This is a genomic window from Pseudomonas cremoricolorata (assembly GCF_000759535.1).
GTDB classification, from domain to species: Bacteria; Pseudomonadota; Gammaproteobacteria; order Pseudomonadales; family Pseudomonadaceae; genus Aquipseudomonas; species Aquipseudomonas cremoricolorata_A.
Genome location: NZ_CP009455.1, coordinates 4,096,309 through 4,116,120, shown reverse-complemented (window position 1 = coordinate 4,116,120; position 19,812 = coordinate 4,096,309). Strand labels below are relative to the sequence as shown.

19 protein-coding genes and 2 pseudogenes are annotated in these 19,812 nt (G+C 61.1%); 7 read left to right on the top strand and 14 right to left on the bottom strand.

Annotated elements, in window-relative coordinates; genetic code table 11:
* Positions 1-44 precede the first annotated feature (44 nt).
* Genes LK03_RS18675 through LK03_RS18665 form a run of 3 tightly spaced genes read right to left on the bottom strand, consistent with a single transcriptional unit; the run spans position 45 to position 3,780 of the window.
* Complete coding sequence (locus LK03_RS18675; RefSeq protein ID WP_038413986.1) at positions 45-1,271, bottom strand: c-type cytochrome; 1,227 nt, start codon at positions 1,269-1,271, stop codon at positions 45-47.
* Positions 1,268-3,043: a GMC family oxidoreductase gene (locus LK03_RS18670; RefSeq protein ID WP_038413985.1), complete on the bottom strand. Its 1,776-nt coding sequence runs from the start codon at positions 3,041-3,043 to the stop codon at positions 1,268-1,270. Before LK03_RS18670 ends, LK03_RS18675 begins: the two co-directional genes overlap by 4 nt.
* Complete coding sequence (locus LK03_RS18665) at positions 3,040-3,780, bottom strand: gluconate 2-dehydrogenase subunit 3 family protein (protein WP_038413983.1); 741 nt, start codon at positions 3,778-3,780, stop codon at positions 3,040-3,042. Before LK03_RS18665 ends, LK03_RS18670 begins: the two co-directional genes overlap by 4 nt.
* Positions 3,781-4,179: 399 nt before the next feature.
* Here LK03_RS18665 and LK03_RS18660 point away from each other — a divergent pair, with 399 nt between their 5' ends.
* On the top strand, positions 4,180-4,542 hold the full coding sequence (locus LK03_RS18660) for a hypothetical protein (RefSeq protein ID WP_038413981.1): 363 nt from the start codon (positions 4,180-4,182) through the stop codon (positions 4,540-4,542).
* Positions 4,543-4,687: 145 nt separating this feature from the next.
* Here the strand turns inward: LK03_RS18660 and LK03_RS18655 are convergent, their stop codons facing one another.
* From LK03_RS18655 to LK03_RS21640, 8 genes are all read right to left on the bottom strand, one after another.
* A complete protein-coding gene (locus tag LK03_RS18655) occupies positions 4,688-4,951 on the bottom strand; it encodes a PAAR domain-containing protein (protein ID WP_038413979.1) in 264 nt (87 codons plus the stop codon).
* Between the two features lie 747 nt (positions 4,952-5,698).
* Positions 5,699-5,977, bottom strand: a complete 279-nt coding sequence (locus LK03_RS22245; protein WP_156109548.1) for a hypothetical protein — start codon at positions 5,975-5,977, stop codon at positions 5,699-5,701.
* A gap of 86 nt (positions 5,978-6,063) precedes the next feature.
* Positions 6,064-6,486, bottom strand: coding sequence for an RHS repeat-associated core domain-containing protein (locus tag LK03_RS22055; RefSeq protein ID WP_430962088.1), 423 nt, complete (start codon positions 6,484-6,486; stop codon positions 6,064-6,066).
* Positions 6,487-6,511: 25 nt separating this feature from the next.
* The gene (locus tag LK03_RS18650) at positions 6,512-6,868 is read right to left on the bottom strand and encodes a hypothetical protein (protein WP_038413977.1); all 357 of its coding nucleotides are present in this window, start codon (positions 6,866-6,868) and stop codon (positions 6,512-6,514) included.
* Positions 6,869-6,873: 5 nt separating this feature from the next.
* On the bottom strand, positions 6,874-10,848 hold the full coding sequence (locus LK03_RS18645; protein ID WP_049870560.1) for an RHS repeat-associated core domain-containing protein: 3,975 nt from the start codon (positions 10,846-10,848) through the stop codon (positions 6,874-6,876).
* Positions 10,849-10,856: 8 nt separating this feature from the next.
* The gene (locus tag LK03_RS22425) at positions 10,857-11,375 is read right to left on the bottom strand and encodes a hypothetical protein (RefSeq protein ID WP_038413975.1); all 519 of its coding nucleotides are present in this window, start codon (positions 11,373-11,375) and stop codon (positions 10,857-10,859) included.
* Positions 11,372-14,113, bottom strand: coding sequence for a type VI secretion system Vgr family protein (locus LK03_RS18635; protein ID WP_049870559.1), 2,742 nt, complete (start codon positions 14,111-14,113; stop codon positions 11,372-11,374). The genes LK03_RS22425 and LK03_RS18635 overlap by 4 nt, the downstream gene beginning before the upstream one ends.
* A 753-nt stretch (positions 14,114-14,866) precedes the next feature.
* The gene (locus tag LK03_RS21640; protein WP_049870558.1) at positions 14,867-15,367 is read right to left on the bottom strand and encodes a hypothetical protein; all 501 of its coding nucleotides are present in this window, start codon (positions 15,365-15,367) and stop codon (positions 14,867-14,869) included.
* Here LK03_RS21640 and LK03_RS22675 point away from each other — a divergent pair.
* A pseudogene (locus LK03_RS22675) lies at positions 15,366-16,388 on the top strand (PAS domain-containing protein); the annotation flags it as partial. The gene LK03_RS21640 and the pseudogene LK03_RS22675 sit on opposite strands and share 2 nt — an antisense overlap.
* A pseudogene (locus LK03_RS22955) lies at positions 16,377-16,664 on the top strand (methyl-accepting chemotaxis protein); the annotation flags it as partial. The pseudogenes LK03_RS22675 and LK03_RS22955, both read left to right, overlap by 12 nt.
* 2 nt (positions 16,665-16,666) lie before the next feature.
* On the opposite strand, the gene LK03_RS18620 reads toward LK03_RS22955, so the two are convergent.
* The gene (locus tag LK03_RS18620) at positions 16,667-16,879 is read right to left on the bottom strand and encodes a hypothetical protein (protein WP_038413972.1); all 213 of its coding nucleotides are present in this window, start codon (positions 16,877-16,879) and stop codon (positions 16,667-16,669) included.
* Positions 16,880-17,180: 301 nt separating this feature from the next.
* Between LK03_RS18620 and LK03_RS18615 the strand changes: the two genes are divergently transcribed.
* The gene (locus LK03_RS18615; protein ID WP_038413970.1) at positions 17,181-17,426 is read left to right on the top strand and encodes a hypothetical protein; all 246 of its coding nucleotides are present in this window, start codon (positions 17,181-17,183) and stop codon (positions 17,424-17,426) included.
* A gap of 224 nt (positions 17,427-17,650) precedes the next feature.
* On the opposite strand, the gene LK03_RS18610 is transcribed toward LK03_RS18615, so the two are convergent.
* On the bottom strand, positions 17,651-17,974 hold the full coding sequence (locus LK03_RS18610; RefSeq protein WP_038413968.1) for a hypothetical protein: 324 nt from the start codon (positions 17,972-17,974) through the stop codon (positions 17,651-17,653).
* A 190-nt stretch (positions 17,975-18,164) separates the two neighbouring features.
* Here LK03_RS18610 and LK03_RS18605 point away from each other — a divergent pair, with 190 nt between their 5' ends.
* Positions 18,165-18,401: a hypothetical protein gene (locus LK03_RS18605; protein ID WP_038413966.1), complete on the top strand. Its 237-nt coding sequence runs from the start codon at positions 18,165-18,167 to the stop codon at positions 18,399-18,401.
* Positions 18,402-18,583: 182 nt separating this feature from the next.
* Here the strand turns inward: LK03_RS18605 and LK03_RS18600 are convergent, their stop codons facing one another.
* Positions 18,584-19,099 (bottom strand): GAF domain-containing protein, encoded by a 516-nt coding sequence (locus LK03_RS18600; RefSeq protein WP_038413965.1) that lies wholly within the window; start codon positions 19,097-19,099, stop codon positions 18,584-18,586.
* Positions 19,100-19,324: 225 nt separating this feature from the next.
* Between LK03_RS18600 and LK03_RS18595 the strand changes: the two genes are divergently transcribed.
* Both LK03_RS18595 and LK03_RS18590 read left to right on the top strand, forming a co-directional pair.
* On the top strand, positions 19,325-19,531 hold the full coding sequence (locus LK03_RS18595; RefSeq protein ID WP_038413963.1) for a hypothetical protein: 207 nt from the start codon (positions 19,325-19,327) through the stop codon (positions 19,529-19,531).
* A 44-nt stretch (positions 19,532-19,575) separates the two neighbouring features.
* Positions 19,576-19,812: a hypothetical protein gene (locus LK03_RS18590; protein ID WP_038413961.1), complete on the top strand. Its 237-nt coding sequence runs from the start codon at positions 19,576-19,578 to the stop codon at positions 19,810-19,812.

Genomic DNA, 19,812 nt, shown 5'->3' with positions numbered 1-19,812 from the left:
GCCGCTGCTGCCTGGAAAGCAGCGGCAACCGCAGCGCCGTCGGCCTATTCCTTCATCAACGCCTCACGCCGCTTGCCCACTTCACTCGCCGTCACTTCGCTCGCCGCGTTGCCCCAGGTGTTGCGGATGTAGGTCAGTACCGCGGCGACCTGTTCATCCTTGAGGTTCCAGGCGAACGCCGGCATGGCCGGGCCGGTCGGTGCCGCCTCGGTGCTCACCGCTCGGCTGCCAGCCAGCACCACACCGATCAGCGAAGTGGGGTCGTCGGCGTTGACCAGCGGCGCGTTGTCCAGTTTCGGGAATAGCTTGGCGATGCCTTCGCCATTTGGGGTGTGACATCCAGAGCAGCGGTCTTCGTAGATCGCACGACCTACGCCCATGACCGGTTGCTCGGCAGCCAGAGGTTCGGGGCGCTCGTGCTGTTCGCCCAGATCCTTCAGGTAAACAGCCACTGCCCGCAGGTCCTGGTCGTGCCAGAACTGCGTGGAGTGCTCGACGGCCTCGGCCATGGGGCCCGAGGCGATGTCGTAGCGGTTGGCGCCGGTCTTGAGGTACTCGACGATGTCGTCCTCGCTCCAGGCGCCGAGGCCGACATGGTCGGTGCCGGTGATGTCCGGCGCGGTCACGCCCTGTAGCGCGCCACCTTTGAGGAAGGCGCTGTCGTCGTCACCGCCGAGCAGGCTTTTTGGCGTGTGACAGGTGCCACAGTGACCCAGGCCCTGCACCAGGTAAGCGCCGCGGTTCCACTGCGCGCTCTTGTCGGCCTTGGGCTGGTACTCGCCTTCGCTGAAGTTGAGCAGGTTCCATACGCTCATGTTCAGGCGCACGCTGAGCGGGAAGGGCAGTTGGTTGGTCTCTACCGGGTGATGCACCGGTTCGATGGTGCGCAGGTAGGCCCACAGCGCGTAGTTGTCCTCGCGACTGACCTTGGTGTAGGCGGTGTAAGGCATGGCCGGGTACAGCCGTTTGCCGTTGTGGGCATGGCCGCGGGCCATGGTGTTGTAAAAGTCCTCGAAGCTCCAGCGGCCGATGCCGGTGGTGGTGTCGGGGGTGATGTTGGCGCCGACCAGCTTGCCGAATGGCGTATCGATGCTCACCCCACCCGAGAACAACGGCTGTCCCGGTACCGTGTGGCACGCCGTACAGTCGCCGAGGGTAGCGATGTAGCGACCCTTGCTGACCAGCTCGTAGGAATCCTGGCCACCCATGGCATGAGCACCAAGGCTGACGCTGCCGAGCAGCGCGACGCTTGAGAGAATGAGAGCCTTCATACGCTGATCATCTCCCCAGGGTTCTTCAGGTAGAGCGTGCGAATCGCGTGGGCAGCCTTGAACGCCAGCGCGCCGACGGTGCCGGTCGGGTTGTAGCCGGGGTTCTGCGGGAAGGCCGAAGCGCCCACCACGAACAGGTTCGGTACATCCCACACCTGCAAGTGCTTGTTCACCGAACTGGTGGCCGGGTCTGCGCCCATGACGAAACCACCGACCACGTGGGAGGACTGGTAAGACGTATTGTTCCACGGCGCCTTGCGCGGGCTCTCGACCACCAGTGAAGGGTTCAGCGCGCGGGCGATCTCGGCAGTCTTGCCGGTGACGTACTGGGCCATGCGCAGATCGTTCTCGGTGAAGTCGAAGGTAATGCGCAGCAGGGGTCGCCCGTGCGGGTCTTTGTAGGTGGGGTCGAGGGACAGGTAGTTGGTGCGCGAGCTGTAGTTGCTCGCCTCGCAGCCGATGGACATGCTCGCCGAGTAGTACTGTGCGGTCGTCTTCTTCCACTGCGAGCCCCAGCGCGGGGTGCCGGGCGGCACTGGACGCGAGGCGATCGGCGCTGCGCCGATAGGCGTGACGCGGGTGCTGCCTCCGCCGACGAAGCCCAGGCCGCTATGGTCGAAGTTGTCGTTGTTGAACTCATCGATGCCCATGCCGATGGCGCCACCGCCGATGAACGGGTTGAAGTGCTTGCCTTCATCGAAGAACAGCTGAACGTTGTTGGCGGTCTGGTAGGCGTAGTTGCGCCCGGTGGTGCCGGTGTTGCTGACCGGGTCGTAGGGTTCACCGATGCCTGAGAGCAACATCAGGCGCACGTTCTCGAAGGTGAACGCAGCCACCACGACGATCTGCGCGGGTTGTTCCCAGGTCTGACCGTTGGCGTCGACATAGACGATGCCGGTGGCGCGTTTGCCGGAGCTGTCCTTGCGCACTTCCAGCACTTCACAGTGGGTCATGGCGGTGAAGTTGGGCATGCGGATCAACGCCGGCAGCACGTTGACGATGGCGCTGGCCTTGGAGTAGTTGGCGCAGCCGTAGTTGGTGCAGAAGCCGCAGAAGGTGCACGGCCCCATGGTCACGCCATAGCTGTTGGTGTAACCCTGGAACGCCAATGCCGAAGGCACTGGGAACGGTTTGTAACCCAGGTTGCGCGCGGCCTCGGCGAACAGGGTCGGGGCGTAGGTCTGCTGCGTGGGTGGGTTGGGGTAGTCACGCTTGCGCGGACCTTCGAATGGGTTGCCGCCCTCAATAAGGTTGCCATCGATGTTGCCGGCCTTGCCGGAAATCCCGGCGACGCGCTCGAAGGCGTCGTAGAACGGTTCCATTTCCTCCCAAGTGGTGCCCCAGTCCTGCAAGGTCAGGCCGTCGAGCGCCTGTTTTCCATAGCGCTCTTCCAGGTGGCTCTTGAGGCGGAATTCGTCGGGCTGGAAACGGAAGGTGATGCCGGCCCAGTGGTTGCCGGCGCCGCCAGTACCGTTACCGGGGTGGAACGAGCCCCAGGTGCGCATGGGCAGGGCGGTTTGCGTGACGTTGTTGCGCATCGTGCAGGTGTTCTGCCGGGTACGCAGCATCAGTTCCTGGCGCTGCACATAGCGCAACTCGTCGGCTGCCGAGGCGATGTTGAAGTCGCTGGCGGTGTCGCGCCAGGCGCCGCGCTCGAAGCCGATCACCCGCAGACCGGCATCGGCGAGTTCTTTGGCGACGATGGAACCGGCCCAGCCGAGGCCGACCACCACGACATCGGTTGCTGGCAGTTTCTTGGCTTGGGTCGTCATGCTTTACGACTCCAGGCCGAGCTGCCGATGATCGACAGCGGAGTCAGCTCCAGCTTCTGGTTGTGCCGGGCAATATAGGGCCGGTAGTCGTAGCGTGCGCCGGGGAAACCCAGCATCTTCCAACTGACCATGTCACGGTTGCCGCCATACACCGGGTCGGCAAAGAAGCCTTCCATGGTGTTTTGCAGCACTTGCTCGAAAAACACCTGCGACGCGACGCCGGCAAACTCGATCTTGCCACCCTCCAGCGCTTGCAGCACTTCGTCGCGCTGCGCATCGGGCAGCTCGCTGAAATGCTTCTGGTAGGTCTGTTGGCAGTGTTTTTCCAGTTGTTCCAGACCCAGCCGATAACGCTCGCGCGGCACATGATCGGACTTGGGTTCGACACCAGCGACGAACGGCCCGTGCTGATACAGACGCTCGTAGGTGCCGTACTGGCCGGCCAACTGGCGGTCGATGAACACCGCACAACCGGCCTCCTTGCCGCTCACCGATAGCTCATCGCCGGGAATCAGGCGCTCGACGATGGCTTCGACTTCGCGCAACTGCTCGGCGCTGAAGAACTGTGGCTGCTGGTCCTGGTAGTGCAAAGGGCCGTTATGGTCGAACGGCAGCCAGCTCGGCACGCCCTTGACCGTGGCGGCCTGGGTATAGGCTGCCGCGCCTGCGGCAACGGTGGTGGCCGAGGCCTTGAGCAGGCTGCGCCGGCTCAGTCCTGGGACAGGGGGTGTGGTCATATCACGCTCCATTTATGTCCGCGCAACACAGCTGCACGGCTCAGGCTTTGGTATTGGAGCCACTGCACGACGGCATGCGGATGCACGGACATCCATGGCTAAGGGCCGCGAAACCTTTGCCGTTGCCTGGACAGGCGACAGCAGTGCCGGTGCTTGGAGCGCTGTAGTACCTTGCAACAATCCACTGGGCAGCTTTGCGGAACTTCCTCAATGCAGCTAGACCGCTGGCACAACGATAGCGTTCCGCAATTTTCCTGATGGATTGAACGGCGTGTGTATTGACGAGCCCGTCACATTAGAGGTCAGGGCAGGTTGAGTCAGAGCGGCAGGGTGGTTCAATCGGTAGACACGGTCTGTTACAGTCCGCGCCTTGTTCAAATCAGTAGAGAGGGATCTTGGATGCGGCAATTCATAGCGATGACCTTCGGCGGCCTGACGCCCGCCTATTACCTGCGCCAGCTGTTCTTCGGCGCGCTGTTCGCGGCGCTCTTCATCTGGATGAAGTCCCAGTCGACCCAGGGCCTGGACGTCGCGAGCGTGCTGATGGCGGTGGTCAGCACCTTGCTGTACCCCTATTCGCGATTCGTCTACGAGACCGTGATGGGCTTCATCATGGGGGGCAACCTGTTCGTGGTAAACGCGTTGCTGATGCTGTTCGTCAAGTTCATCACCATGATGTTCTGCTGGTTCCTGGCGGTCTTCATCGCACCCGTCGGACTCGCCTACCTGTATTGGCATCACCGCCGTCAGCAGGCGTCTTGAATGGCGACTGCTTGAGCCACTGTGGCTGAAGTAGAGTCGGTTTGAGCCCTGGTAAATGCCAGGGCTTTTTCGTTTTTGTGGTCGTACATACCGAGTGTCCTTGCACGCGCAGACCATGCTTGATGCGTTACACCTGGCACCCTGCTCAAAGGTGCACTTTGGCATGACAGGCACCGGCAATCAGACTCGCACCACAGGCCGTCTTCATCCCTTCCAGTGCGACAGGCGTGCCATTGACGTGATAGGTGCTGCTGCCCTCGATAATCGCAAACTCACCCTTGCAGAGCGGGCATAGAACCTTGTCGCCCTTGCCGGCGATGGGCTTGCCGTTGAGGTCGGTGTGAGAAATGGCGCTGAGTACCACCCCGCCGTGGGAAGTGGTGTCGCCGAGGCGGATGATCTTGTTCATGGGCAGGAATCCTTATCGGGGAGCGCAGCTTTAGTTGAAGAATTTCGATTTCGAAGTTTGATTTGCTGGGGTGTCGGATGAGAAAGGTGTTGCCAGCCATAAATAGACTTAGATATAACGAAATGTTGTTTTCGCTTTCATTTCGAAATAGTTTACATGAATGGCATTACTGATTAATTCTGTGCTGATTTTGATTGTTTTCTTGTTTGCAAGGATGATGTCTACATGCTCTTCAGTCCACAAATTATCGCACCGATCCTGAAGATGGATATGCGCTGTCATTTCTTGTGCAGCACATAAGAAGAAATTTCTCAGAGCGTGCAGAGTGTCAAGTGCTGCAAGTAGTACTATTTCGTCGAGAGCCATGCTCTGTACACTGCCAACTTCAGTGCCCCACGCTTAGTTGTTTTTTCAAGCTTGCCAATGAACCACCCAACCCGCGGGTCGTAATATCGATACCGGTTGTAATGCAACCCCGTCTCGGCATGACAGTACTTACTATGAAGCTGTGAAAGATTTCGTCCACGTATTGACAGAATCTGTACGGAAAAATTTGATACTTTGTTATGCTGCGTTGAAAACAGCTGAGTCGCCCATTCGGAGCCGCCATTGCCTTGTCTCGCCGATGTCTCAAATTTTGTCGTACAGAGCCTAGCAGTGTTGGAAGTTGCGGTGATTTATCTAGCTCTAAGACCATTGCTTCAACTGATTGTACCCTGAGTCATGATGGCTTTAAGTTTACTTTGCTCAAGTATTGTGTACTTGTAGGCTTGCCCAGCGCATAAGATCTTTCCGTGCTCTTTTTAAATGTTTTATTTTTATGACAAGGCATACTTCATTGCCTCCTTCAATTTCCTTGTAATGCTTTGCATATCCCCGAACTTGGTTGTATATGACGATTCTGAAGGCGTTGCCGGTCCTCTTATTGCGCACCGAGAAAATCGGATTGGCTTCTCTTATTTTAGCCCCATTGGCGTACTTGGCATTATAGTAAGGGCTAACAAACTCATCGGGCTTGATGCGCATTTTTTTTATGTAACCCTCGAAATAGGACGAAAAAATCTTTCAAGGTTGTCGTATGTTTCCTCATTGCACAGGAAGTCTTCAAACATCTAGTCCTCCACAAATGCCTTTCCGGCTCTAATCTCTATATCCACACGCTCGTGTCTAGTGCCATCCACCATAAAAGTCTGGCTTCTCTGAGCATATATTCCGCCGCGATTGCAGGCTCGCTCAACCCATCGTTCTGCACGGCTGAATGCGCCTTGTCTAAGCTTTAGATCTTTTTTCGACAATTTTCTTTTAAGCTCTTCCATCTTAGCTTGTGCATCAGATGCGCTTAAAGGAGAGTCCTGATCCCAACTGACCGATTCCTCAAGCGTTTTTCCTTGGGCTTGGAACCGCCCTCTGTGTGCGGCCAAACCAAGCGGATCAATCCAGTTTACTGGACTCGGCGCATACCGATAAACATTAACCCCACCCGCAAACCCAATCGGGTACTTGCTTATGCACCGCCCTGTCTGTGGATAATAGATTGCTTTTGACGTAGGGGGGTGAAGGTCAACTTCCTGAATTGGCTATCCAATGGCGCAAGCTTTCTAACAGCTCATTCAGGTTTTTTATCCCTCCGAAAGCAATGGTTTCAAGTCCGTTATCTTTGTTTTCCTCAACCACTGAGACATTATTGCTATCTTCTTCAATGATAATTCTAATGGTGTTGCTCGATTTCAAACTCTTTGCCGAAAATATCGGATTTGCATCACGGAATGGCTGCCCATTGTTAAATGCCGTATGATAATAAGGCGTAATAAAATTCCCGGATAGACCGTACGCCTCAATGGCTTCCTTGAATGTTCTCGCAAAGCAATCCTCAAGCATGTGGTAGCTGATAGCACTTGCCAAATAGTCTTCATGCATACTTTCTATTCCTTGAATGCTACGCCATTTATAATTTCTACATCGACGCGCTCGCCCTTTGTATCTTTCACCTTAAATGAGCGAGATGTCTGAGCGCTGACTCCCCCGCATCTGCAGGCATCGTCTATAAATCGCTCGGCCTTTTCGAAAGCTGTGCGCCTTAGAGTCAGGTCTCGATCAGTAAGTTTTGCCTTTAGCTCTCCCATTAGCCTCTTTCCATCTGAGACGGTGATGGGTTCGTCTTGATTCCAAGAAACAGATTCCTCCAGCTTTGCCCCTTGTGCTTGGAATCTTCCTCTATTTGCTGCTAACCCTAACGGATCAACCCAATTCCCCGGACTCGGCGCATACTGATAAACATTGACCCCACCCGCAAACCCAATCGGGTCCTTGCCAATGAACCGCCCAACCTGCGGGTCGTAATATCGATACCGGTTGTAATGCAACCCCGTCTCGACATCGAAGTACTGCCCCTGAAAGCGTAACGCATTGTGGATGTTTTTCCGCTTGGCGGTGTCGCTGCGCTCTTCGGTGGCCTGGCCCCAGGCTTTGTAGTTCCCGCTCCAGGCGATCTGGCCGTCGGTGTCGGTCAGCTCCATCGGGGTGCCCAGCTGGTCGCACTGGTACCAGGCGAAGGTATCGACGTTCCCGGGGGTCGGTTTGTGTTGCCAGACCGGGTCGCGGGCGGTGCTGTAGTACTCGCCGTAGAAGGGCTGGGGGATCAGTGTGAGCGGGGTGTTGATCACTGCCTGGGCGACGGGCACGAAGGTGCCGGGTTCGAACACGTAGTGCACGGTGAAGCCATGCTGCTGTTCGTCTACGCGGCACTCGATGGCGAGGGTGTCGCCGTCCCACAGGTAGCCGGTCAGGCCGCTGTCGGGGGTTTCGGCGCGCTTGCGCCGTATGTATTCGTTCCAGCGCGCTGGGGCCTGGGGGTCTTCGCGGTATTTGCACCTCGATTTCTTGTACAGGCGACGGCCGAGGGCGTCGTAACTGAATTCGACGATCAGCCGGTCATCTTCATAACGGCGCAGGCGGTTGTGGAGGTCCCAGCGGAAGTGGCCGTGTTGGCCTGCTTCGATGCGCTCGAGCAGGTTGCCGCGTGCGTCGTAGCGGTACTGGTTGCCGCAGTAGCTGCGCAGCAGGTTGTCGCTCAGCTTGACTGGGGCGTAGGGGTTGGGCCCGGGTGGGGCGTCGGGGTCGAGCAGGTTGCTTGCCGGGTCGAAGGCGAAGGTTTCTTGGCTGCGAAAGTGGCTCGCTTCGAGCAGTCGGCCTATGGGGTCGTAACGGTAGCGGATATCGCCGCGGCTCAGGTCCTCGAGGGCCGTGAGCTGCCCGCTGTCGTCGTAGCGGTAGCGGCGCAGCGCGGTGAGGTGGTGGGTGTCGCGCGGCCCCAGCATCTGTTCGCGCAACTGGCCGTTGGGTGTCCACTGTTGCCGCTGGATCAGGCCATTGCCTTGTTCGCGGGTGATTTCCCGGTGCAGGTCGTCACGCCGGTAGCTGAGCAGTTCGCGCTCGTCGAATTTCAGGCCCAGCAGGTGTCCGCTGCCGTAGGTCAGCCAGCTGACGCGGTGGCCGTCCGGGTGGGTGGTGGCGATGCGCTGGTTGAGGGCGTCGTATTCGTGGGTGAAGACGGCGACCTGGGGCTGCGTCAGGTAGCTCAAGTGCTGGTGTTCGCGGGTGTTGTTGCCGGCCAGGTCGTAGACCCACTGCAGCTTGCAGGCGCTGTTGCGGGCGAGCAGCAGGCGGCCGTTGCCGTCGTAGGCGAAAGTTTCGCTGTCTGGGTCTGTTCCGTCGGCTCGCTCGGCCTGACGCCGTACCAGCCGGCCCATGGCGTCGTACTCGAAGTGGGTGATGCGCTCGCCATCGGCGCGGTGCGTGGGCAGGTCGCTGCCACGCGCGTAGCGGTAGTGGGTGGTCTGCCGGTCGAAGCCGGTTTTGGCGAGCAGCCGGCCCAGCGGGTCGTAGCTGAAGGTCGCCTGGCTATCGTTCTCGTTGTACAGCCGCACCAACTGGCCGAGCGCGTCCCAGTGGTAGGTGAGCCGGGTGTCGTTGGCGTTGATGCGCTGGCGGATCAGGCCGGCTTCGTCGTAGGTCCACGCGGTTTTGCGATACAGGGCATCGGTGAAGCTGAGCAGGCGGCCTTCGGCGTCGTACTCGAACTGTTCACGGGTGCTGTCGGGGTAGATCACCTGGCTCAGGTGGCCGGCTTCGTACTGATACAGGGTGACCTCGCCGGCCGCGTTGGTCAGTTTGCGCAGTTGGCCGAGGGCGTTGTAGTGCCACTGAGTGGTCTTGCCGGAGCAGTCGATGTAGTGGCTCAGGCGCCCGTCGCGGTCGTAGGCGAGCTTCTTCTCGGTGCCATTGGCCTCGATGATCGCGGTGAGCCGGTTGTCACGGTCGTAAACGTACTCGGTCTTGTGCTCCAGCGGGTCCTGGGTCTGGATGAGGTTGCCGCGCGGGTCATGGTCGTACTTCCACAGCCCGCCCTCGGCATCGCGGGTCTTGAAGCGTTGATTGAGCTCGTCATAGGCGTGGTGCACCGAGGAGTTGTCGGCGCGGGTGTGCTGCAGCAGGTTGCCGCGCGGGTCGTAGGTGTAGTGGTCGATACCGCCATCGCGGTGCACGTGCTGCACCACATTCATCGCCGCGTCGCGGAAGAACCATTCCTCCAGGCCGTCGGGATGGACGATGCGGTAGGTGTAGCCGTCGCGGTTGTAGTAGTGGCGGGTTTGGTGGCCCAGCGCGTCGGTGACGCAGGTCATGCGGATAGTGGCGTCCCAGGCCAGACGCACCGCGTGGCTGCCATCGTCGGCCCACTCGGCAATGGCCCGGGCGTCGGGCGTGGTGCCCTGCCACTGCAGGTTCATGCCGCGGCCGGTGCGGTCGGTGTGGCGGGTGAGCAGGTGGTGCTGGTAGGCGTAGGTCCATTGCCGGCCGTGTTCGTCGCGGGCCGATGCCAGGTCGCCTTCGGCGCTGTACTGGTAGGCCGCCAACTGCCGGGTCGGCTCGCCGTCGTGCATCGACCACAGGCTTTCGATGCGGCCGCTGGCATCGAGGCGCGTGCGGATATGCTGGTGCAGGCGCTCGTCCTGGTAGGTGAGCAGGTCCGAGAGCACCTGCACGCCCTGGTGGCTGTGCTCGTAATGCAGCGCGATACACGCGCCGCCGCGCTGGCGGATGGCACAGAGGCGGAAGCGATCACCGCCCTGCTCGTAACATTCTTCGACCCGGTAGCCCCGGGCCAGTGACAGCGTGCGCTCGCCGGTGCGCATCAGGACGATGTCCTCGACCGGGTCATGGTGGAACTTGCCCACCCTGGGCAGCGGGTAGTCATGGCTGCGGCCATCGGCGGCCTGGTGGCGCACGGTGTTTTCGATCACTTCGAAGAACACGATGAAGGGGCTGATCCAGCGCGCGCCCAGCGGGCCGTCGTCCAGGGCCGCCTGGCTGGAGCGGTAATTGCGGCTCCAGGTCACGGGAAACGGCCCTGGCAAGATGAAGTCGGTATGCACCAGTTGCTCAGAGCCGCGGGCGAAGCTGATCGAGTTGCAGGTGCCCGAACAGGCGCCGTTCTTCGCAGCGCCTGGGTCCTGCCGCGCCGGGCGCTGCCGGCCGATGGCGCCCAGTTGCTGCTGGCGGGTGACATGCCTGACCTGCTTGGTGCCGGCCGGCGGAATGTTGATCGAGAGGTGGGTGCGCTTGTGCTTGGCCGCCTGCGCCAGCATGGACAACAAGTGGCCAATGCTGTGCGGGGTGTCGGCGTTGGCCAGCCTGCGCAGGTTCGGTGCCACCTCGGTCGCCAGTTGGCGCAGGCGCTGGGCATAGGTCAGGCCCAGGGTTCGGGTAGAAGCGGGAAGCAGTGTGGACAAGCGATTGAGGCTGGCCACGGTGGCCACTTCCAGCGGCAGCGTCGCGTGTCTGACCAGGGTGTCGAGCAGGGAAGCGTGCTCGTCCTGGACCACCGGGCTGGGCTTCAACTGACCGTTCAGAAAATCTTCGATGCCGCCTGCGAGCGCCAGGACGATCGCCGTGCCCGGGCCTGGGTGACGAAGTTCTCGAGTTCGCCAAGGATCGTGGCGTTCATGTGTCCGGCCAGCACGGTGACCAGGCCATTGCCAAGAGGTGCCCTGGGGGTGGCCTTGAGCTGCTGGCGGACCAGGTGCAGGGTGGGCCTCAGGCTCTTGCGGGCAAAGGCCAGGGCCGGCGGGATGGGGATGATGCCGATCAGGTTGATGCCCAGGCTGACCCAATCGAGTGGGTCGTTCTGCTCGCGCTCGGCCAGGGCGATGATGTCGCCAACGGCATCCACCGCCGCCATGATGTTGTTGGCGATGGGGATGTATTCGGCGGCCTGCTTGAGCGTGGCCAGGGTCAGGTGGTTGTCGCTTAGTTGCCGTAGCCAGAGGTCGACATGGTTGGCGGCCTCGGTGATGTCTTCGAGGGCGATGTCGGTTATGGGGGCGATGGCGGTTTCGGCGGTGTGCGGGGCTGGGGGTGGGGTCATGCTCGCGTGCTCCCGATGAGCGCGTCGGCTGACACCGGCGATTGCTGAGGGGCATGAGTGGCTTCGGGTTGCCTGAACAGGTTTTTCAGGCCGGCTCGACTGGCTGTCGAAAGGCCGCAGAGCAGCGTTGTCGCAAGTTGCTCTGCGGCCTCGCTGGCAGGGTCGACGGCGTCGGGACTGGCGCCGGACTCGTCCGAGCGTTGAATTGCACTGGCGTGTGACCAGGTGTCGGTCGGGTCGGCGCCCAATGCCGCGCTTGCCGGCCCGGTGGCAAGCCCGGCCACGCCGGCGAAGCCTTCACCGTTCAGTTTGCCGCTGAACACCTGACCCAATGCGTCTTCCACGCGGTAGTCAGCCGTCTCATAGGCATGCTGGCTGGCATAGTGCTGGAACAATTCAAGCTCGCCAGCGCTCGCCTGGATGTCCCCGGGAAACACCGCGCCCTGGCTTTTCGAACCTTTGTAGATGAAATCCGTCGCGTGGGTGGTGTACTGGCCCGCCGTGGCGTGGTGAATGCCGCTTGCGTTGTAGGTGCTGCTGCTGCCGCCGCCCTGGATGATCAGTTCTTCCTTTGCACTCAGGGTGATGCGTTCGGCGGTTGCGGTGACGTTGAGCTTGGCCAGCAGGTTGATGTTGTCCTTCAGGGCCTTGAGGTCGATGTCGCCTGACGCCGCCACCAGGCGCCAGCCCATGCTCTGCACGAACTGCCGCACGCCGCGACTGGCGCTGATCAGCAGGCGCTTGCCAATGGCCAAGCTGGTGTGGCCGCCGGTGCTCAGGCCCAGGTGTTCGCCGCTGGCGATATGGGTCGATTGCGCTGTGCTGGTGGCGATCCCGGTCGGACTGGCGAGCACCAATTGCGGGTCGGCCAGCTCGGGAAAACGATTGGCTTGAGGATTGCTGGCGTTGCCACGAATGGCGTCGTGCTGGAGCAGCAGAGCATCGCCCACTTCATCCTGATCGCCAAGGTCCTGGGCGAGGTGAGCGCGGGCTTCGCTGGCGAAGGTGGCATGATGCTCCTGCGCCATCTTCAGACGTTCGGCGGTTTCGCCGAGGTCGGTGTGGTGTTCGCTGGCTCGGATGCGGGATTCGGTGGTGAGCAGCAACCCGCCACCTGCACGCAGCACGCCATGGCTGTCGGTGCGCAGCTCGAAACCTTGTCCCCGAGGCTTGCCGCCAGCGTGGCGCGGGTGGGTGAGGTAGCCCAGGTGTATCGCCGAGTGATCGTGATCACTCATCAGCGCTGCGCTGATCTGCCCGGTGGTGTCGTCCAGGCGCAGTTCGTTGTGCCGTTTGCCGTGGTGCTCCTTGCTGCGGATCGGGCTGAGCGCCTTGAAATCAGGCAGGCGATAGGGCGGGCGGTTGACAATGTGATAACTGCGCCCGGTGATCATCGGTTGGTCGGGGTCGCCGTCAAGAAAACTCACCAACACTTCCTGGCCGATGCGCGGAATCGCCATGTGGCCCCAGTTGGCCCCCGCCCAGGCCTGGGTGACGCGCACCCAGCATGAGCTTTTTTCATCGTCCTGGCCGCGCCTGTCCCAAGGGAACTGCACGCGCACGCGGCCGTGTTCGTCGCAGTAGATTTCCTCACCCGGTGGGCCAACCACCGTGGCCATCTGCGGGCCGTCGATCACAGGCTTCGGGCGGGCAGGGGCGTGCCATTGGACATCGGCGGGTATCAGGGTGGCAGTGAGCGTGTAGGACGCACCGACGTCCGCCTGCGCGGCATCTTCCTCCAGCGCCGTGAACTGGCGACCTCGATGGGTGACACGCAACGGCCGCCAGGCGATGTTCATGTCCGCGCGGGGGTGGCCGGTCAGTTCAAAGGCAATGCCGGGTTGCAGGCGGGCATCGTCGCCCGCGACCTCGGCCACGCGGGTATCGCCGAACAGGGCGTCGATTCTGGTTTGGGTGAAGGGTTTACCCGCGTGGTCATGCTTGTAGCGACCGGGGTAGTCGTAGCGTTCGTAGGCAGCGCGCTGATTGCCCAGATGCCGCGGCAACATGACGTGTTCGTGCTTGTAGCGCGGATGGGTGAACGTGTAATCACGCTGCACCTGGCGGCTGCTGCGCACCTGCTCGCGGTAGGTGAAGTGCTGCAGGCAGGGTTGCTGCTGCAGGCCGCCCGGGTTGGCGACATAGCGCACCGGCTCGCCTTCCAGCGCGCCGAGCTGGTGGATGCGATCGGTCTGGATCAATGTGTGGCTGTCTTGGCTGTGCTGGAAAATCGACAGCAGGCCTTCCTCGGCGCACAGGCGCCAGTAAAAATCCAGGTCCAGGTCACCGGCCTGGACGCAGAACTCACGAGGTTGGTGCGGGTCGATCAGGTACTGGGTGAGGGTGCCCCAGCGGCGTTCGCCAGACAGTGCCTCGAGCAACTGCGGGACGGAGCGCAGTTGAAAGATGCGCCAGTCCGATTGCAGGGCGGCGCGGGCCAGTTGCGGTTCGATCACGGCGCGGTAGCGCGTGCGGCGATGGCCGGTCTTGCCCTGTTCGAAGCTGCTGATCAGGCCGTGGACATGGCGTACCGGGCGTTGCTGCTGCCAGAGGGTCAGCACGGCGGGCTGGTCGAGCAGGGCGGCGAAATCGGCCTGGTCGGTGAAGCTGGCCAGCTCGATTTCCAGCCGGTACAGCTCGCTGATGCCCTCGGTCAGTTCGAACGACACGACCTCGAAGGCGATTGCTCCATCGGCCGGGGTGCTGAAGGTGAAGCGCACTTCCTGCGCGTTGCTCATGCGGTCTCCTGCGGGACAGTCCTTTGGGCAGCGCCCTGTCATCGAGCACTTGCAGGGCGCATCGAACAGAGCGCCAAGGACCATACCGGGGAACCACTTCCATGTAGTTCAGACGCGTTCCTAACAACTTGTGGGAAGGTTCCTTAGTTGTAGTCGTGGCTTTTTAAAGACAAAACGTTACCGGCTGAACTCGATCGCACAGCAATAATTGTTTCGGCACCACTGCCGGTCGTGGCATTGATTCAACAGGTATCAACTGCGCGCCAATCAGCCCTTTATTCGTGCTCGCTTACCAGCCGCCTCCGGTGGAGCCGCCCGGCTACACCCAAGTCATTGCACTTGAGTGCGGCCACTTCTACACAGCAGCGCGGCGAGTAGAGACAAGTGCAATCACTGAGTCGAATACCTCGGGATAGGGCGATAGGAGCGCGAACAAGGGCGGCTATGCGAGGCGCAGATACGCCTAATCGCTGCCACCCCCGCCGTCACCGCCGCCGCCATCGCCACTGCCACCGTCGTAGCTTGAGCCGTCAGCGCAGAAATCACCGCCAGTGTGGCGGCCCGCACAAGGGGCGTCGTGGCGACTGTAGGTAAGGGTGTCACCCAGGGTTGTGGGTACCACCGGTAGCGTGCCGCTGCCAGAAGGTGCAGAGCAAGTGTTGCTAGCGGCAGTCTGCGCAGGTGCAGGTGCAGCCGCAGCCGCAGGGTTTCGGCTTCGGCTGAACAGCGCTTTGAGCCCGCTCCACAGCCCCGTCATCGCGCCGCACCCCTGTGCTGCCAGTGCATGTGCAGCTCTGCGGCGCCAGTCTGCGGGTCGACGGCTTCGCGTTGGGTGGTAAAGCCACTGGCCTGATAGAACCTCACCGCGCGCAGAGTGACGCTATACGCGCTCAGAAAACGCTCGTCGTGCTGCCGTAGTGCCTGGTTCAGCAGTCGTTTTCCCAGCGCTTGGCCTTCGAGATCGCTGCTGCGGTATTCACGGATCAAGGTCGTCACCTGCGCCTCCTTGGAAGCGCTCACCCTAGACACGCAGCCCAACCAATGCAAGTCAGCGGATGACATGTACCCGCTGCCTGCGTCGGGCGGAGCAATGTTCGGCTGCGCTGAAGGAACCGCTGGCATCAGCCTGAGGTCTGCTAATGGCATCGAGCCATCAATTTGCAACAAAATGCTACAGAAATAGCGCCGGCTGCCGATTACCCTTGCAGGTGCCAGGGACGCGGCCATTCTTTCCTTAGAGGTCCACCGTTCCATGTTCACCTTCCTCGCTCCACGCCGCGACCGTCGCGCGCTGCATCAACTCATTCAGGCGGTGGTCAATCATCGCCCGCCGCAGGTCTCGGGCTGTGCCGAAGCCCATGCGGTGAACGATGCCTGGGACAGGTTGCAGAGCACTCAGCAGGCGCACGCGCAGCGCCTCGAGCATCTGCAGCAACAAATCAGCGACACTTGCGCGGAACTGGCTGGGGCCAACGCCGCCGCACGATTGCACGAGGTGCGTTTCGATCTGGTCAACCGCGCCTCCAGCGAAGGCCTGTGGGACATGGAGGTGGTAGCCGGCGACCCGGTCAATCCGCACAACGTGTTCTGGTGGTCACAACACTTTCGGCAGTTGCTGGGCTTTCAGGGCGAGCACGATTTCCCTAACGTCCTTGCAAGCTGGGCCGACCGCCTGCACCCGCAAGACAAACAGGCCACGCTCGATGCTTTCGCGCGTCATCTGAATGATCGCTCCGGGATGACCCCGTACCGCGTCAAGAACCGTCTGGCCATGAAAGATGGCAGCTACCGCTGGTTCTACGCCCAGGGTGAAACCCTGCGTGACAATAAAGGCACGCCCGTACGCGTCGCAGGTTCGTTGCGCGACATTCACGATGAACTGGAGCGCGACCGTGAGCACGAGGTGATCATCACCCGCTTCGAACTGGCCCGCGAGATGCTCTCAGATGGCCTGTGGGACATGGAAGTGATTGCCGGCGATCCGGTCAACCCGCGTAATCCATTCTGGTGGTCGCCACAGTTTCGCCGTCTGTTGGGCTTCGAGACCATCGAGGAGTTTCCCGATGTACTGGACAGCTGGGCCTCGCGCCTGCATCCCGATGACAAGGAGCGCAGCCTGGCCGCCTTCGGCGCGCACTTGAACGACCGCAGCGGCAAGACGCCTTTTGACATCGAGTATCGGCTCAAGCACCGCAACGGCACCTATCGCTGGTTCCGCGCCCGCGGTCAGACCCGCCGTAGTCACGACGGCCTGCCCCTGCGCGTGGTCGGAGCGTTGGTGGATATCAACCTGGAGCATGAACAGCAGGCGCTGCGCGACACTCAGGCTGACTATCAGAAGAATCTGGAGGCCAACATCGCCAAGTTATCCAGCATCGTGGCCACCATTCAGAGCATCGCCAGCCAGACCAACCTGCTGGCGCTCAACGCTGCTATCGAAGCGGCGCGTGCAGGGGAGGCTGGGCGTGGCTTTGCGGTGGTGGCCGATGAGGTCCGCAAGCTGGCCACGCGTACCACCGAGGCCACCGAGCAGGCGGCGAGCATGATCGCACGTTAATCGTTGCGTTCGCTCTGAGCGGGGTTTGAGGCGTCTTGCGCCTCATCCGGCTCGCTCAACGAGACCGCTACCTTGGCCGCGTCTTCATCGCTGTCCAGAAAGTGCTCGGTGCCGCTGTCGTCGGTCACGCGAAACACCTGCGTGACCCCATCGCCACGACGCTCTGGGGGTATGTCCTGGCCTTCGAGTTTTTTCACCGTAACTGCCATGTAGTGTCTCCCCATTCAATGGCGCGGCAGCAAACAGCCGCCCTTCACGGACTACGACCACAGTAAAGTGTGCAACGCTCGCGCAAACGACGAATGGTGGGTCCGAAGAGATGAGCCAGGCCCGCGGTAGGGCCTCCCCCACGACGCACGCGTGTCGCGGATGAGTGCCTGAATGTGTCGTTTCGGACGAGCTGCGCGGCGCCACAGTGTGCCAAGATGAGCGTGCATGACTTTGCATCGGCCGGCCTTGTCTGCCGCTGCGCACTACCATCATCGGCTCGGAGCCGGCTAAGGAGACGACATGTTCGCACGCATCATCGTAGGTATTCTGATCGGCCTGGCAGCCGGTTACCTGGTCAATGGCAAGGTCGCGGCAAGCGCCAAGACGTTGCAGATTTTGCAGATCTTCGCCGGTATCGTGGCCGTCGCGTTCATCGCCTCATCGTTCATGTTCAGTGTGGGCTATGGCGTACTGGCCGTGCTGGAAGTCGCCGGTGGCTACTTCCTCTACACCAGCGTCATTCAGCCCAAGCTGGGCAAGCGCTGAGTCGCGCGGCAATCGTTCTGAACGCCTGATGCCGAGCATTGCCCAATGGCATGACATCACGCAGAGGGCAGTGCCATGAGCGAACAGCAGCAACCCCCTAAAGAATCTGACGTTCCCGCCCATTCCACAGAAGAGGAGCGAGAACGTCTCAGGGACAAGAACAAGGACGGCATTCCGCCAGGCGCGGAGTGAGTCATGCGGCGGGCCTTGAGCCCGCCGTTTTTTTACTCGACGGTAACTTGGTCAGGCTGGTGATTGGTGATCTTAAGGCCCGTAGCCTGGATGCTCGCCTGCACGGCTTCGCGGCGGGTCATTTCACCCTTGACCGGATTGGGCTTGATCGAGCCGGTGGCCGCAGTGTTGGTCTGCACGAAGCAGCCGCTGCCATGGGCGATCTCTTGCGCCGCCTCGTCGAAGCGGCTGAAAGCCATGTCGAAGCTGGCCACCTCGTCGCATTTGCCGTTGAGGTCTGGAACATTGGGAACAGGCGTGCCACTGCTGCAACCGGCCAGGACGAAGAGGGCAGCAAGGGCGCAATAGCGTTTCATGGTGGAAGAATCCTTGAATGAAAAATGCACGGTAAAAGGCGCTGAGTCCCGGGTGGGCTGGACTACATTGCGCAAGAGGCAACAGCTTGTCTGCTATGCGACCGTTCGTCCAGTCCCGGGCACCGAGCGACGACGACAAATGCCGAAGTACCAGATGCAGATAGGCTGCGTCCCTCTGTGGAGATCGATCATGACAGACGATAACAACGGCCCCGCAGCGGCCTACCCAGGCCCTGGCAATGACACCCCCGACACGGGCGAGGGGCACGGCTCAGGGCTGGAACAGACCCCCTCCGAACCCAAGCAGGCGCCGGCTGAAACACCGGCAGGCAAACGTCCTGAAGACTGGAATCCGCCGCCAGGCAATCCTGGTTCCGATCAGGATTCGCAGGTGCCGCGGGACAATGGAACGGCCCGCACCGAGTGAGCCTTAAGGCGCGCCAGGCAACGTAAAACCTAGCCCTGCTGCCAATGGCTATTGATTCAAGCACGAGCGCTCACTGGGCGCCCTATCGCGGCTAGAGCCGCTCCTGAAAGCCCCGGCAGGAGCGGCTTGAGCCGCGATAGTGCGTAAAGTCGCTGCGGCGCTTAGGCGCTGCAACCCATCCTTCAGACAGACTGCGGAGCTTGGTCTTCCATGCACGCATACAGAATGCAGCCCACCAGGCGTGCGAAGAGGCCCAGCACTTCGGCCAGATCAGGGTCATCGAAATACGACTCCCGGGTGTCCAGGGCGCAGAGGGCGCCATACAACTGGCCGTTAGGCAGGAAGATCGGTACGCCAGCATAGCTATCGATGCCCAGCTGATTGACGATGGGGCGATCGGCGAAGCGTGAATCATGCTCCAGAGAAGGCACCAGGAGTGCCTCGGGGCTGTGCAGAAACTCGCTGCACACCGTGCGTTCGAGAGGAAAAGCATCACCTTGCTCCAGGCCGAAATCGCCGCGGTCCAGTGCCGAGCAGATCACCCATTCGTTGTCATCGAACTTGGCGATGGCGGCAAACGGCATTGCGGTGAATTTCAACACCAGCTTGAGAATGTTGGTGGTGCCTTCGATCTCCGCAATGGCTGAACGCTCGGCGCCAGAAAGGTGGGAGTGTTGCGGGAACAGGGTAGGCGACATCCGTTGTAGGCCTCATCAGGCAGGGGTGGGCAGCGGTAGTGTGCTGGCATTGCCGAGGCCTGCGCAAGCGCCATGCTAGGGGCAATTGGCAGTTCGCGAGCAGGGTATAACCTTGGCATTAATTCGTTCGAATGAGCGCCGTTGGTCCACTGCGCTGCACCTTGTGACGGTCGTTGCACTCACTCCAGTAAGGGCGGCCCTTTTTCCGCCCCGTGGAGAGTCGACATGAAGCCAGATGAGCAAGCCCAGGACCCCCGCCACGGCACCGATGCCAGGCCGGAAGATCAAGCCCAACCAGACAACAACGGGCAGCCGGAGCAGGACACCGACAAACTCGAACGACCCACCAGGCCACGCACCCCGCAGGAGCAGGACCAACCCGATGTGGCAGTGAACAACTCGGTCAACAGCGAGCACCCTGGCGGGCAGTGAATGCCCACGCTCGCGCCACGTTCTTTTTCCAGAGGAACCTCGCCATGAGTACTGACCCACGTGACCCAGTCAACACGCCGCCAGACGGCCCGCTGCCGAACGATCCCGCGCGTGATCCTGGCTCGGAGCCAGGCCGTACCGACCCCCGCAAGCCTGGTTATCCCGATTTGCCCGGCGGTGATCCGCTGATCACCGATCCGGACAAGCACGGGTTCGAGCAGGATCCATCGCGAGATACGCGACATGATCCAGTCGTCCCGGACAATACGCTGCATGAATGA